Annotated in this window: 15 protein-coding genes and 1 pseudogene; all 16 read left to right on the forward strand. The window is 49.8% G+C overall.

Annotated elements, in window-relative coordinates; all coding sequences use genetic code 11:
- The first annotated feature begins 14 nt into the window (after window positions 1–14).
- A complete protein-coding gene (locus LLF78_00815; GenBank protein ID MCE5201044.1) occupies window positions 15–800 on the forward strand; it encodes a hypothetical protein in 786 nt (261 codons plus the stop codon).
- The gene (locus LLF78_00820) at window positions 781–1,770 is read left to right on the forward strand and encodes a GTP-binding protein (GenBank protein ID MCE5201045.1); all 990 of its coding nucleotides are present in this window, start codon (window positions 781–783) and stop codon (window positions 1,768–1,770) included. The genes LLF78_00815 and LLF78_00820 overlap by 20 nt, the downstream gene beginning before the upstream one ends.
- A 199-nt stretch (window positions 1,771–1,969) precedes the next feature.
- Window positions 1,970–2,391, forward strand: a pseudogene (locus tag LLF78_00825) (DUF5714 domain-containing protein).
- Between the two features lie 286 nt (window positions 2,392–2,677).
- On the forward strand, window positions 2,678–2,866 hold the full coding sequence (gene rpsU, locus LLF78_00830; GenBank protein MCE5201046.1) for a 30S ribosomal protein S21: 189 nt from the start codon (window positions 2,678–2,680) through the stop codon (window positions 2,864–2,866).
- Window positions 2,867–2,868: 2 nt separating this feature from the next.
- On the forward strand, window positions 2,869–3,330 hold the full coding sequence (locus LLF78_00835; GenBank protein MCE5201047.1) for a GatB/YqeY domain-containing protein: 462 nt from the start codon (window positions 2,869–2,871) through the stop codon (window positions 3,328–3,330).
- Between the two features lie 201 nt (window positions 3,331–3,531).
- A complete protein-coding gene (locus tag LLF78_00840; GenBank protein MCE5201048.1) occupies window positions 3,532–4,617 on the forward strand; it encodes an aminotransferase class V-fold PLP-dependent enzyme in 1,086 nt (361 codons plus the stop codon).
- Window positions 4,618–4,746: 129 nt separating this feature from the next.
- Complete coding sequence (nrdR, locus tag LLF78_00845) at window positions 4,747–5,226, forward strand: transcriptional regulator NrdR (GenBank protein ID MCE5201049.1); 480 nt, start codon at window positions 4,747–4,749, stop codon at window positions 5,224–5,226.
- A complete protein-coding gene (nrdD, locus tag LLF78_00850; GenBank protein ID MCE5201050.1) occupies window positions 5,216–7,351 on the forward strand; it encodes an anaerobic ribonucleoside-triphosphate reductase in 2,136 nt (711 codons plus the stop codon). The genes nrdR and nrdD overlap by 11 nt, the downstream gene beginning before the upstream one ends.
- Before the next feature lie 5 nt (window positions 7,352–7,356).
- Window positions 7,357–8,046, forward strand: coding sequence for an anaerobic ribonucleoside-triphosphate reductase activating protein (locus LLF78_00855; protein MCE5201051.1), 690 nt, complete (start codon window positions 7,357–7,359; stop codon window positions 8,044–8,046).
- Between the two features lie 333 nt (window positions 8,047–8,379).
- Window positions 8,380–9,456, forward strand: a complete 1,077-nt coding sequence (locus LLF78_00860; protein MCE5201052.1) for an ABC transporter substrate-binding protein — start codon at window positions 8,380–8,382, stop codon at window positions 9,454–9,456.
- 79 nt (window positions 9,457–9,535) lie between these two features.
- Complete coding sequence (locus tag LLF78_00865; protein ID MCE5201053.1) at window positions 9,536–10,429, forward strand: branched-chain amino acid ABC transporter permease; 894 nt, start codon at window positions 9,536–9,538, stop codon at window positions 10,427–10,429.
- Window positions 10,429–11,469, forward strand: a complete 1,041-nt coding sequence (locus tag LLF78_00870; GenBank protein MCE5201054.1) for a branched-chain amino acid ABC transporter permease — start codon at window positions 10,429–10,431, stop codon at window positions 11,467–11,469. Before LLF78_00865 ends, LLF78_00870 begins: the two co-directional genes overlap by 1 nt.
- Window positions 11,470–12,258 (forward strand): ABC transporter ATP-binding protein, encoded by a 789-nt coding sequence (locus tag LLF78_00875; GenBank protein ID MCE5201055.1) that lies wholly within the window; start codon window positions 11,470–11,472, stop codon window positions 12,256–12,258.
- Complete coding sequence (locus tag LLF78_00880; protein MCE5201056.1) at window positions 12,245–12,949, forward strand: ABC transporter ATP-binding protein; 705 nt, start codon at window positions 12,245–12,247, stop codon at window positions 12,947–12,949. Before LLF78_00875 ends, LLF78_00880 begins: the two co-directional genes overlap by 14 nt.
- Before the next feature lie 255 nt (window positions 12,950–13,204).
- A complete protein-coding gene (pgsA, locus tag LLF78_00885) occupies window positions 13,205–13,747 on the forward strand; it encodes a CDP-diacylglycerol--glycerol-3-phosphate 3-phosphatidyltransferase (GenBank protein ID MCE5201057.1) in 543 nt (180 codons plus the stop codon).
- A 65-nt stretch (window positions 13,748–13,812) separates the two neighbouring features.
- Window positions 13,813–15,033, forward strand: coding sequence for a M20 family metallo-hydrolase (locus tag LLF78_00890; GenBank protein MCE5201058.1), 1,221 nt, complete (start codon window positions 13,813–13,815; stop codon window positions 15,031–15,033).
- Window positions 15,034–15,236: the final 203 nt, after the last annotated feature.

Genomic DNA, 15,236 nt, shown 5'->3' on the forward strand with positions numbered 1-15,236 from the left:
AAGGAGGAAGGTAAATGAAGGACATACAGATATTTTTTTCCTCTCTGCACGGAGGCGGATCACAAAATATCACAGCAGTAAAATACGCCCCCATGAATGTTGAGCTATCATCGCTTATGGAACATTATGTTCTTCTTGGTGAGAAACACATAAAAAACATTGAAAAATTTATGTCATACTGGAATCTGGAGGGGAAAGAGACTCTTTTATCTCCTAAAGCACGCCTGGTCATGATGCCTAAAAAAGAGGCCGAAAGAAACTTTGGTTATGACATTATGATGGGCGAAGAATCTGCAGATCATGTTATTATGGCTGTCTGGACGCTTGGCGGCGATCTTGAGAAGAAGAGCATGGAGCTTATGTCGGCCAACGGGGATCTAATGATGGGATTTTTGCTTGATGTAGCAGGTTCAATAGCCCTTTACAATATGCATGACGTTTTAATCGAATGGATCAGGTCAGAGTTGGCCGCGCCGAATAACAAATTCATCACTAAGGAGTTTTATCCGGGGCAGAACGATGTTATCCCGGATATGATGGAGAAGATCGAACTTTTGGGCTGCACGGAGAGAACAATAGAAGTGGCAGCCCACGGATCTCCCATGCTTCACCCCAGGAAGACACAGTGCTCTTTTGTCGGGATCAGTTCAACTCCTCTGGAGATGTCTTTGACCGTCCTTCCATGTTCTCCGTGCAGCGATAAAAAATGTTTGTACTACCAGCTTGGAGGGTGCCATATGCAAGTTCTGGCGAATTTCGATAAAGCCAAAGGCAATAAAAATGAGCCACAACAAGTGTAAAATATTTTTACTTTCTGGATTTCTGGGTAGCGGTAAAACTACGCTTCTGAAGCATCTTGTCAGCACTGTTCCCGATGCTGAAAAAATAGCTGTGTTGATGAACGAATTTGGCAAGGCCGGGGTAGACGGAGATGTCATACGGAAAAATGGCCTTGAAATCATAGAGGTCAGCAGGGGCTCCATCTTTTGTGCCTGTGCCAAAGGAGACTTTCTCAGGGCCCTATATACAATATTCCGCGACCACAAACCGACGGTGCTTCTCATAGAAGCAAGCGGAGTAGCGGATACAACCGATATGGAACGCGATCTTGGATACGGGATGCTGCATGATTATTATCAGATGGAAGGAAATATTTGTGTAGTTGATGCGCAGCATTTTGAAGAATGGCTTGATCTCTTCAACGCAGTAATAAAACAGGTCCAAGCCGCATCCCACATCGTCATAAACAAAACAGACCTTGTCTCAGCGGCAGAACTGAAAAAACTGGATGCACACATAAGCGGAATAAATCCGGAGGCAAAAATAAGACACGCGGAATACGGCAACATATCATGGGGACTATTTATGTCAAAAGATGCGATGGCGGAAAAAGCTCCTGTGCTTCCAATGTCCGAGGAATGGGAGAAATATATAGAACAGGCACTCAGCGACAACACAGCACACCTTACTCCTCCAGACAAATTATCCTCGTTGAGTATATTTTGGGAGGGAAACCCCGAGGTATTTAAAAAATTACTGAATGAACTGCCGGAGGACATCATACGTTCAAAAGGATATTTCAAAGACACAGATCATAAATGGAAAGTATTTGACATAGTCGGTAATGCAGCTCCGGAATATTCTGAACCTGAGGCCGATTTTGCTCAAAAACGCAACCTTGCAATCTTCATCCGCACGAAGAAGGCAAGGCGCGAAATACCGGCACTTTTTCAGGATCACGGGCTTAAGTTGCTGGAAGTCAGGTTCTGATGCTGAAGAGAGTGAGATTATAAGCATGGGAGCCGAGAATAACGAAGATCAGAGCTTTTGCTCCATATCGGAGAAATGCATTAAATTTTATATGTCGCAGGAAGACGCAACACCAATGGAAATGGCCCTGGCTATAATGAAGCTGCAGGATTTTCCAATACATAACTATGCGCATCACTAACTTGTCCCGGCGGTCCTTCTGGCTGCAGTTCACCGTCATCAGGACCGTTCAATTGACCTTTATAATAAAGACATGGAAGAAATATGCAGACGAGCTAAGAATGTGCTCCCTGGTTTTTGGGGATTCTGCGGGGCATGCGGTGCTGCAATCGGAGTAGTTATATTTATGAGCATGATTACCGGGTAATAAGCCGCTAACAAAAGAGACCTGGGCAATGTTGCAACATGGCCACATCTGAAGCGCTTAAAGAAATGGCGCTTGCAGGCTGGCCGAGATGCCGCAAACGCAACACGTTTATAGCCGTTAAATACGCAATTGCTTTTGTCTCCGATAATCTTTCAATAAACCTTGGATCTGATGAAAAAGTAAGGTGTGTGTTCAGCCGGTTCAACAAGGAATGCCTGAAAGAGTATTGTTCGTTCTATGATGATGAAGGATGAAAAAATACTTCTGGCCGCACAGTCTTTTAATAATAAAACCATCGATACAGTGATTGACAGAATGCCTGTAAATGACGCATAATGTTATGGTGTTTCTAAAAACTCATAACAGCAAGAGATTGATAGCGACACGCGCAAAAACAGACACTCTCTGGCCGCAGTTGATCCCACCGGGCTATGAGACACGGTGGCGGTCAGCCTTTTGGATCAAAGAAGGGTGTCTATCCCCCACTTGCACATTTTTTCTTTATTGTTTTGTGAGTGGCTGAGAAAGGGGGGAATGTAGATGACCACCGTAACTAGACGCGATAACGAGTCGATCGAAGATGCGCTTAAGCGTTTTAAGCGTGAGCTTCGTAAGGTGGGCGTGCTCCGCGAAGCAAAGAAGCATGAGCATTACGAAAAACCCAGCGAAATCAAGAAACGCAAGAAGGCTGAAATGACCCGAAACAAAGGCAGAAAGGCTGATTATTGATTATGTCTGACCTTGTGCTTAAAATCCAGAATGATCTTGTAGCCGCGATGAAGAACAAGGATGAGCTTGTACTTTCTGTGCTTCGTATGCTCAAGTCGGCGATACAGCTTGCTCAGATTGAAAAGGGCAAGGAAGATCCTCTTACTGATGATGAAGTTCTCGTATTGGTCCGCAGGCTCATCAAGCAGCGCAACGAAGCGGCTGCGATGTACAGGGCTGGCGGCGCTGAGGACAGGGCGGTACGTGAACTTGAAGAGGCGAAGGTCCTGGACGCATATCAGCCGTTGCAGCTTTCGGATGATGACATTGCAAAGGTCGTTTCTGAGGTTGCTGCTCAGTTCGGAGCAACCGGGCCTAAGGATATTGGCAAGATTATGGGCAAGGTCATGGCTGCCGTAAAGGGCCGGGCCGACGGAGACAGGGTAAGGACCCAGGTCCAGAAATATCTGACTTCCCTTATGTAATGAATAATCTATAATTTACGTAGGTGTCGGACGAAAGTTCGGCATCTTTTTTTTTGTAAATCTACCGATGGAAAACAAAAATAACTGTAATATATTGAAAGCAGAGGCTATATGTGCGAATATTAGTTATGTCAGCAATAACGGGGTGCTTTTTATATCCGGCAGCCTTTATCTATCTGTGGAGTACTGGAGGTTATGATAATGAAAACTTATAAAATCCCGCTTGTGCCGGGGCCGGTATCTGTCCCGCAGAAGTATCGCGAGGCATACCTGACAGATTACGGCAGTTCGGATCTGGAGAAAGATTTCTATGATCTGCTCGAAGAAAATCAAAGGCTTCTGCAGACGATACTGAGGACGAAGAACAGCGTAACTATCCAGTCAGGCGAGGCTATGCTGGTACTATGGGGAGCGCTGAAGAGTACTGTCAAGAGCGGTGACAAGGTGCTTGCTCTTTCAAACGGCCTGTTCGGACATGGCCTGGGAGAGATGGCCGAAGCTTCGGGGGCAGTGGTCGAATATATCGAGGCTGCAGACGGAGAGTTCGTTGATATTGAGGTCCTGCGCTCCCGTATAGCGGTTTTTAAGCCTGATATCGTGACCGCAGTGCATTGCGAGACGCCGAGCGGACTTCTGAATCCCATAGAGGAGGTTGCACCTGTAGTCCGCGAGAGCGGCGCACTTTTCTGCGTTGATTTCGTTGCAAGCGCAGGAGGTGCCGATGTGCGTGTCGACGACTGGGGTATTGACCTTGGACTCCTGGGAAGCCAGAAGTGCCTGTCCCTGCTGCCGGACCTCTCTGTGATGACCGTGAGCGACAGAGCATGGAAAGCTGCCGAGCGTGTGAATTACGCGGGATACGATGCGGTGCTGCCATGGCGCAGCGCAGTTCAAAAGAGGGAAATGCCTTGTACGCATAACTGGCATGCAAATGCTGCCATGAACCTCTCCCTTAAAGCCCTTCTTGAAGAGGGACTCGAAAATTCTTTCAAGCGCCACAGCGAAGCTGCGGATCATTGCCGTTCAAGGGTAAAGAAGATGGGGCTGGAGTTTTACGCTAAGAACGAAAAGCTGGCATCGCCTACTGTGACGGCCATAAAGATCCCGCAGGGCTGGACGTGGGAAGAACTCGACAGGGCTCTGCGCCTGCGCGGCATGGTGGTCGGGGGAAGCTACGGCTCACTTGCCGGCAAAGTCTTCAGGATCGGGCATATGGGAACTCAGGCAGATATCGGACTTGTAAGGAGCGGCATGGATATACTGGAAAGTGTCTTGCAGTCACGCTGATGATTCACGGCCGGCAAGCAAGATGCACATGGGTATTTCTGTAATATTTTTCTTAATGTTGCTTCACTATCTCTATATCTAGTGTTATACTTATAAGAGTACAATATATATAGTGGTTGGAGGAATTCCATGCGCTGTCCTGTATGCGGGGCTCCTGAGACGAGGGTCATAGAGACGAGAAGCACCGACGATGGGCGCGTAAACCGCCGCAGGCGCGAATGTCCTGAGTGTCAGGGTCGTTTTACGACGTATGAGAGGCTTGAGGAAAAAACATACCTCTGGGTCGTTAAAAAGGATGGCCGGCGAGAGGCATTTGACAGAGACAAGCTTATGAAGGGGCTTCAGCGTGCGTGTGAGAAGCTGCCTGTGCCGCTTGAGCGAATAGAGGAGGCTGTCGCACAGATCGAGGACAGGCTCCGCAGCTCCGGTCAGGGCGAGGTGGCTGCGTCTGTTATAGGAGAGAATGCGGCGGAGGAACTCCGCAAGATAAATAAAGTGGCTTATGTGCGCTTTGCTTCGGTCTACAGGGAATTTACGGATATATCCAGCTTTACCAAAGAAATAGCAAGGCTGCTTGAGGACAAGGAGGCACACCGCAATGGCAAATGACACAACGCAGGGATCTGAATCATATTTTGGCAGACAGGGGTATCTGTTTGAAAACGCGGGGGAATCGACGGACCTTGCTTTAATGGTTGATGCTCTGGCGCAGGAGGAAAGCTCACCATGGGATGTGAGTAGGATCCGCGACGCACTGATCATAGAAGCGGGGGTCGATCCTGCCACCGCTGAGGCTATAGCGCTTGAGGTCGAAGAAGACCTGCTGAAGTACGGCCGCAGCCGCGTGACGACTTCTATAATCCGCGAGATGGTCAACGTAAAACTTTTTCAGCGGGGGCTGGAGGCGAAACTTGCCGACCACAGCCGCATCGGTCTGCCGGTTCACGACCTTGAGAAGATGATGCTCACCAAAAATAAGGAAAACAGCAATACAAGTCATAATCCGGAATCTATAAATCTTTCCATCGCAGAGATGGTGCTTAAGGAATATGCGCTTACGAAAGTTTTTACGAAGGATGTGGCAGAGGCACACCTGAAGGGTGACATACACCTCCATGACCTGGGCATGGTCAACCGCCCGTACTGCTCAGGGCAGAGCGTTGCATACGTTGCTCGCTACGGGCTTAACATCCCTTCGATCACCAGTGTCTCGAATCCGGCAAAGCACGCTGATGTTCTCCTTGCCCATATACTTAAGATGACTTCCGTGCTTCAGAATCACTTTGCCGGCGCCATAGGCTGGGATGCGATAAATATGTACTTTGCCCCTTACCTCGTAGGCTGGACTTATGAGCAGGATAAGCAGCTCGCACAGCAGCTCGTATTTGAGTTCAACCAGCTTGCCGGCGGGCGCGGCGGTCAGGTTGCGTTCACAGACATCAACCTGTATTACGAGATACCGAATCACTTCAGGGATGTTCCGGCGATAGGGCCGGGCGGCAAGTTCACAGGCAAAACAAAGTCCGAATCTGACAAGGAATCCAAGATGTTCGCCAGAGCTCTGTTCGATGTCTATATGGACGGAGACAGCCGCGGCCAGCCTTTCTTCTTCCCCAAGCCGCTGCTTCACATCACCGATTATTTTTTCAAGGAAGAGGGCTGGGAGGAATTCCTTGATCTCGCATGTGAGCTTGCATCGGAAAAGGGCAATACATACTTTGTGTTCGACCGCGGAGGCGTGGCTAAGTTATCGGAGTGCTGCCGACTTTCGTTTGAGCTTACGCCTGAAGACCTTGACGAGGCAAAACATCCATGGAAGATGCGTTACTGCGCTCTCCAGAATATCACGCTGAACCTTCCGCGCGCCGCGTATAAGAGCGGCGGCGATGAGGAGATGCTCTTTGATATCATTGAGCAGGAGATGGAGCTTGCGGCAAAGGCGCATATGCAGAAGCGCGCTTTTATCAAGGGCATTCTTGACCTCGGTGTGGAAGGACCGCTTGCGGCCCTCTCGGTATCGCATGATGACGAGAGTTACCTCAGGATGCGGAAAGCGAGCCACCTTATCGGCATCCTTGGCCTCAATGAGATGGTCCAGGCGATGACGGGATGCCAGCTCCACGAGAGCGAACATGCTGAGCAGCTTGGCAAGGCCGTCATACAGTATATGGACCTCAAATGCCAGCAGCTTTCCGAACGCTTCGGCCTGAAGATAGTTCTTGAACAGACACCTGCGGAGAGTACGGCGCTGCGTTTTGCGAAGCTTGACCTAAGGGCCTACCCGGATATCGCGCGCAAGTATGTCAAGGGCAACTTAGAAAAGGGAGAGATATACTACACAAACAGCACGCACCTCAACTATCAGCTTGTTCAGGACCCGATCGACAAGGTGATCCGCGAGGGCGAACTGCACCCGATGATAAAGGCCGGGGCCATAACCCATATATGGATGGGCGAACACAAGCCTGATCCGAAAGCACTGGCGTCTTTTGTGATCAAGACATTCCGGCACTCCGAGAACGCGCAGATAGCATTCAGCCCGGAGTTTACAATCTGCAACGAGTGCGGGCATATCGAGCGCGGGCTTCTGGAGGCATGTTCCCGCTGCGGCTCGGAAGACGTCGACGGTATTACCAGGATCACTGGTTACTTCACCAGGACGTCATCGTGGAACGCGGGCAAAAGGGGAGAGCTCAGAGACAGGGCAAGGGGACCAGTCAAGGTCCCGTTCTGATTTTGATGGATATATCGAAGGACTGTTGCGCGGGAGGATATCTTCCCGCATCTTTTTTGGATTGGGACGGGCATGTTGCCGCCGTTATATTCACGTTGGGCTGCAACTTCCGTTGTCCGTGGTGTCATAACAGCGATCTGGTATTAGAAACTGCGGAACCTGTCCCGATAACGGAAATAATTGCGGACATAGAGCGCCGCCGGAAGTTTCTTGACGGTGTTGTGGTGAGCGGAGGAGAACCTTGCCTTTGGAGCGGCCTGATGCATTTGCTGCATGAGCTGAAAAAGATGGGGCTTTCTGTCAAGCTTGACACTAACGGCTCATTTCCGGACGTACTTTTTGAAGTTTTAAAAGAAAAACTGGTCGACTGTGTCGCTATGGATGTAAAAGCACCGTTTGACGGGGATGCCCTTAAAAGGGTGACAGGCGTCGAAGTCCCGGTGGAAGCTATAGAAAAGAGCATATCTTTCGTCCGTGAATTTGCCCCTTCTTATGAATTCAGAACTACCTATGTTGCTCAGCTTCTTACACAGGAGGACCTTATATCCATACGCAAAAGCCTCAACGATGACGCGCATTGGATCGTCCAGTGTTTCCGTCCCGTCAACTGTCTTGACGCGGCATATCTCGATCACCCTCCGGTAAGCGCCGAAACAGTCAGGGGTATACTGCCCGGGATCTCCGTAAGAGGGTAAAGATCGGTGGAACTGAAAATTACCTGTTTGTCCGGGGTTTTGCCAATATCAGCGTTCCGCCGCGGTCTGTTCCGCATATTCTAATCCATGGTCCTCTGCTGCTATGGGGTTTTTTCTGTGTATGTTTCAAATATTCTTCAAATGACAGGTAAAAATGATATTTTGAAAAATTTCATGATGAAATTGGCAGTTCTATACGCTATAATCATAGCCACATTTATGAAGTTTCATAAATTGCCTGTATTAAAAATCCAGAGAAGAAGAAGGTGTTCTGCAGTGAAGTTGGGAAAGAAAATCGCAGTGGCTTTTTGTATCGTTCTTTTGACGGCCGGAATGGCTATGGCCGCGGATACGGTCAGAATCGGAGTGTATCTTCCGGTAACCGGAGGAAATGCGATCGGCGGGCAACTTGAGCTTGATGGTGTGAAACTTGCAAACAAAGAAGCTCCTACAGTGCTGGGCAAGAAGGTTGAGATCATCTTTGTAGACAACAAGAGCGACAAAGTTGAGGCGGCCAATGCGGTCAAGAGACTCATTGAAAAAGAGAAGGTAAACGCAATCATCGGGACCTATGGATCATCGCTTGCTATGGCCGGCGGCGATGTTGCCGAGAAAGCCCATATCCCTATGGTCGGGACCTCCTGCACTAACCCGCTTGTGACGCAGGGCAAGAAATATGTCTTCCGTGTCTGCTTTATAGACCCATTCCAGGGTTCGGGTGCGGCTGAGTTTGCCAGACAGGAACTGAAAGCCAAGACAGCGGCGTGCCTCATCGAAGTTACAGAGGACTACAGCGTGGGCCTTGCTTCCTTCTTTGAGCGCAGCTTCACTAAGCGCGGCGGCAAAATAGTTGCAAAGCTCAACTATCAGAAGGGCGACCAGGATTTTACTGCACAGCTTACGGAAATCATAAGCAAAAAGCCGGACATCCTCTACATACCGGCGAACTTTGCCGAGGGCGCGATCATCATGCGCCAGGCAAGGGAACTCGGTGCGAAGTTTAAGATCCTCGGCGGCGATGCGATGGACAACCCTGAGATCGTAAAGATTGGCGGAGATTCAGTTGAAGGGTTCAGCTACACGACATTTGCATATGCACCCGAGATGCCCAATATGAGTCCTATTGCGAAAAAGTTCACAGAGAACTGGAGAAAGGCATTCCCTGGAAAAGAGCCAAACGCACTTACGGCATGCGGATATGACAGTTATATGCTCATTCTGGATGCCATTAAGCGCGCAAAGAGCGACAACCCGGAAAAAATCACCGCAGCGCTGGCCGCCACTAAGAACTTTGCCGGCGTGACCGGCAACACGACAATCAACGCATCACACGATGCCGAGAAGTCTGTCGGTATAATGCAGATCAAAAACGGCAAACGTATATTCCTTACAGTTGTCGAGCCCAAATAAGAATTATCTGGTTTAAACTCCAAAATTGAAGGGGAGGGGCGCTGTCCCTCCCCCCCTTTCAGGAACGAGGGGAATTCTCATGACTCTGGACATGTTCATCCAGCACTCTTTCAATGCGCTGACTCTGGGCAGCCTTTACGGGCTCATCGCAATAGGCTATACGATGGTCTACGGCATCCTGAGGCTCATTAATTTTGCTCACGGCGATATTTTCATGATCAGCGCCTATTTTGTCTTTTTTGGGATAACACTTTTCCATCTGCCGTGGGTGTTGGCAGTTATTCTGTCAATTGCTGCCACGGCCGCATTAGGGGTTATGGTTGACCGCATCGCATACAGGCCGCTTCGTGATGCGCCGAGGATTTCTGCTCTTATAAGTGCGATAGGAGTATCCTTCTTCATCGAAAATATTAGCCTTGTACTCTTTTCCGGAGTACCTAAACCTATGCCCAGGCTTGAAATGCTTGTAACGGTCATGCAGTTCGGCAACATCCGCATACTGCCTCTGGCCATTTTTGTGCCTGCGATTTCATTTATCCTCGTAGCTGGTCTGTTGTGGGTGCTCTATAAGACACCTCCCGGACTTGCAATGAGAGCTATATCGAGGGATATTGAGACGACCCGTCTCATGGGGGTCAAGGTTGACAGGATAATCGCCCTGACGTTTGCCATAGGTTCCGGGCTTGCGGCTGCAGCTGGCATTATGTGGGCTCTCCGCTACCCGCAGATCCATCCGTTTATGGGAGTATTCCCCGGGTTTAAGGCTTTCATCGCAGCTGTCTTCGGCGGTATAGGCTCAGTTCAGGGGGCTATGATCGGAGGACTTATCCTGGGTTTCATGGAAATCATGATAATCGCATTTTTCCCGGCTCTCTCCGGCTACAGGGACGCGTTCGCGTTTGTGCTTCTTATCTTGATTTTGTTTGTAAAACCTACCGGCCTTATGGGCGAAAAGCTTGAGGACAAAATATAATGAACAAGTCGAAAAAAATAGGATCAAATATTTTTCTGCTCGCAGTCCTTGCAGCGTTCCTCTGGTGGGCTCAGGGAAATCTGGACGGCTACAAAATACAGGTACTCAACCTCATCGCTGTCAACGCAATCCTTGCCCTCAGCCTGAACCTGATTTACGGTTTTACGGGGATGTTCTCTCTGGGCCATGCAGGTTTCATGGCTATAGGCGCATACGTGAGCGCGATACTGATCCTGCCTGCGGCTCAGAAGGAAATGATGTACATCCTTGAACCTATAATCTGGCCGTTCTCAGTCATGCACGCACCCTTCTTCATCTCTGTGCTTGCGGGAGGTCTTGTCGCCGCGCTGCTGGGACTTCTTATCGCGCTTCCGGTCCTTCGCCTGGGCGGGGATTATCTTGGTATTGCGACCCTGGGTTTTGCGGAGATCATCAGGGTAGTGTTTACAAACCTGACGCCGATCACTAACGGCGCGCTTGGACTGAAAGGGATCCCCAACTACGCAAACCTTGGCTGGAACTATTTCTGGTGTGTCCTTACGTTCTATGTGATAGTCAAACTGCTGTCGAGCAACTTCGGCAACTGCCTGCGCGCGATAAGGGACGATGAGATCGCAGCCAAGGCCATGGGGATAAATACGTTTAAATGCAAGGCGATATCGTTCTCCGTAGGGGCTTTTTTTGCAGGAGTGGGGGGCGCGCTCATGGGCAGCCTTATCACTACGATCGACCCTAAGATGTTCAACTTTCAGCTCACTTTTAATATCCTGATGATCGTAGTTATGGGGGGACTGGGGTCAATAACAGGCTCAATGGCTGGGGCTGTTGTCATAACCGTGCTGCTGGAATGGCTGCGCTTTGTCGAGGACACGATAACTATAGGATCGTTTGTCCTTGTCGGTATCCCCGGAATGAGGATGGTCATCTTCTCCGTGGTGCTTCTCTTCATAATACTTTACCGCAGAGAGGGCATCATAGGCGGCTATGAGTTCAACTGGAACAGCATAACAAAGCGTTTCAGCCGGAAGGGGGACGCCTAGATGTCAGACGCAGTCCTCAGGACAGAGGATGTATCAATCAGATTCGGAGGTCTTACTGCAGTGGGAGGTTTTAATATCACCATCGAGGATGGGACGATATCAAGCCTTATAGGTCCTAACGGGGCGGGCAAAACTACCTGCTTCAACATAATAACCGGATTCTACAAGCCCACTGAGGGGAGGGTCCTCTTTATGGGCATGGACATAACGGGAATGAAGCCGCATGAAGTCTGTAAGGCCGGCATAGCCCGCACGTTCCAGAATATACGTCTCTTTGCCGGCGGCACAGTTCTCCAGAATGTCATGACTGCCTGCTGGGTAAGGCAGAAATCGCCGTGGTGGGCGGCTCCTCTGATGCTGCCCGGCTTCCGGCGCGAGGAGCGCGAGATACGGGAGAAATCTATGAGTCTGCTGGACTCTCTAGGACTTGCCCATCTTGCGTCAGAAATCGCGACAGGGCTTCCCTATGGTGCGCAGAGAAGGCTTGAGATAGCCAGAGCTCTTGCTACGGAGCCAAAACTGCTTTTGCTTGATGAGCCTGCGGCGGGCATGAACCCCCAGGAGAGTCAGGAACTTATGGACTTTATCCGGCAGATAAGGGACAGATTCCATCTCACCATATTCCTGATAGAACACGACATGAAGGTTGTCATGGGTATCTCCGAGTGGATCAGGGTGCTTGACTACGGTCTTATGATCGCGGAAGGGACCCCGGCGGAGATCCGCTCTAATCCAAGGGTTATAGAAGCCTACCTTGGGAAGGAGGCCGCAGCTTATGTTGAAAATTGAGGACCTTACCGTGCGATACGGAGGCATACAGGCTATACGCGGCATATCGATGGAAGTTCCTATGGGCAGGATAGTGACTCTTATCGGAGCCAACGGAGCCGGTAAAAGCAGCACACTCAGATCCGTCGCCGGTTTGGTCAAGACCAAGGCCGGCATGATAACATGGAAGGGTCGGGATATAATGCGGCTCCAGCCCGAACAGATACTGGAGGCCGGAATAGCGCTATGCCCGGAAGGCCGCCGTATATTCCCGCAGCTCACAGTGCTTGAGAACCTGAGGCTTGGCGGCTATACGCGCAAGGACAAGGGAGGACTTGAATCCTCAATAGAAAAATCTTTCAACCTTTTCCCAAGGCTGAGGGAGCGCTCGTGGCAACTGGGCGGGACACTCTCAGGCGGAGAGCAGCAGATGCTGGCGCTGGCCAGGGCACTCATGAGCGATCCTGAACTGATAATGATGGACGAACCTTCACTTGGACTGGCACCGCTGCTTGTAGAAGAAGTCTTCAATATCATCATGGAGATAAACAAAGAGGGCAAAACAGTTTTGCTTGTAGAACAGAACGCTTTTGGAGCGCTTAAAGTCGCGGACTATGCCTATGTCCTTGAGGTGGGCACAATATCGCTCGAAGGGAAAGGGCCGGATCTTTTGAAGGATCCAAGGGTTATAGCGGCATATCTCGGAGGATAAATCGCTGTCGCGGCAATGTTATTTTGAAAGAATTAAAGCCTGAAACGAATTTACGGGGTCCAGATCTAAGTCTGGACTCCGTTTTTTGGAGCGCGGCATAATAAGTGCAACTTGTCCCTATTGCACGTCAGGCCTCCGTTGTACAATTGTTTTTCTTATTCCGGACGAACCTCTGTCAAAAGACGCGATAGTAGTATAGAATTACACAAGTGTCTGGGAAAATTCTATTTTTCGTCCGACGGAGGAGAAACGGTCATGTCTGTACTCAATGTGCCCAATATGCTCAGTATATCCAGGGTATTTCTTGTTCCTGTTGTGATGGTCTTCCTGACTCTGCGCACGCAGTTCGGATTCATCGAAGGGGTCAGCATCGGGGATCTTCTTGCCGGGCTTGTCTTTATTATCGCTTCGCTGACAGATGCTGCAGATGGTTATATAGCCAGAAAGAAAGGGATAGTTACAAACCTCGGGAAATTCATTGATCCTCTGGCCGATAAGATAATGGTCGTGGCGGTGCTTGTCGCGCTCGTTGATCTGCATCGTGTGCCGGCGTGGATGGTCGTAGTCATTATCTCACGCGAGTTCATAGTCACAGGACTTCGTATGGTCGCGGCTTCGGAGGGCATTGTCATCGCCGCGTCACGCGGAGGCAAACTCAAGACCGTAAGCCAGATCATCGGGATTATCCTGCTTATATTCAACCTGCCAGGCGGTATGGTTGTAATGTGGATAGCGATGTTCCTCACTATATGGTCCGGCGGAGACTACCTCATCAAGTGCATTGACCTGCTTTACTGAATGCAGGCTAAACTGCATGTACGGGATCTTAATGTTTGTAAACAGAATATAGGGAGGTTATATAGTTGAAAGAAAAAATTTTTAAAGCAGCAGAGTCCCTTGTGCCTGAAATGGTCTCACTGCTTTCCGGGCTTGTGGCGATCCCTGCTGTCTCTCCGCTGGATGGGGGCGACGGCGAGTACAGCAAGGCACAATTTATAATCAAAAAGCTCGAAGAGCTTGGCTTAGGCAAGATCGAGGTGCACAATTCAGAAGACCCCGCCGCAAGGAACGGTGTGCGCCCGAATATCATAGTCAGGATCCCCGGCAGGACAAATAAGCGGCTCTGGATCGTCACGCACATGGATGTTGTCCCGGAAGGTGACCGTTCTCTATGGCATACAGATCCCTTCCAGGCGGTTGTGAAGGACGGAAAAATTTACGGACGCGGCACTAATGACAACTGCCAGGAATTAGTCTCGTCGCTCTATGCGGCAGTCGCGCTCAAACAGCTTGGCATAACACCGCAATACGAGATATGCCTATGTTTCGTAGCCGACGAAGAAGTCGGAAGCGTCCACGGTATACAGTACCTTATAAAACAGGATCTGTTCAGACCGGACGACCTTATCATAGTGCCGGATGGCGGCAGTGAGGCCGGAGATTTTATTGAAGTTGCCGAGAAGAGCATATGCTGGATAGAATTTGAGATCGAGGGAGAGCAGGTGCATGCAAGCCGTCCTGAACAGGGTAACAACGCATGCCGCGCAGCCAACGAATTTTCAGTGTCTCTTGACGCAGCTTTGCATAATGCATTTCCCGACACGGATAAAATTTTCATCCCTCCTGTCTCAACGTTTGAGCCGACGCGGCGTAATGCGAATGTCTCAAACATCAACACAGTGCCGGGCAGGGAAGTTTTTTGCTTTGACTGCAGGGTCCTGCCGAACATACCTCTTGAAGCGGTTTTCAAGGTGATTGACGCTGAGGTCAAAAAGATACATGACAAACGCGGAGTTAAGGTGTCTTACCGTTTTATGCAGAATGAACAGGCTCCTGTCCCGACGCCCGCCGATGCTCCTATAGTCCTGCTGCTTCGCGACGCGCTCATGCAGGTGCTGCCGTCAAAGCCGATCGTAGGCGGAGTCGGAGGAGGTACTTGTGCCGCATACTTCCGCAGGGCAGGCATTCCTGCTGTCGTATGGTGCCAGGAGGCGGATGTCGCGCATATGCCGAACGAATATGCAGAGATAGGACATCTGGCTAACGAAGCTAAGGTCTTTGCACTCATGATGGCAGGGCAATAGGACTCAGACTCCTGATTGCGGCTTAAAACACCGGCTTGATATATGGTCATTCATCCGAAGGTCCGAATTGGATGATCCGGTGTAGGATATATTTTTTTTGTCCTGTGCGGCGGGGCTTTTCCTGAGAACTCCATGTAATTGTTGTGATGTGTATAAGCCATATTGCTTTGACTGCGAGAGCACATTGAGGATATAATCACAAA

The sequence above is a fragment of the Synergistaceae bacterium genome, from assembly GCA_021372895.1.
Classification (GTDB): Bacteria; Synergistota; Synergistia; order Synergistales; family Synergistaceae; genus JAJFTP01.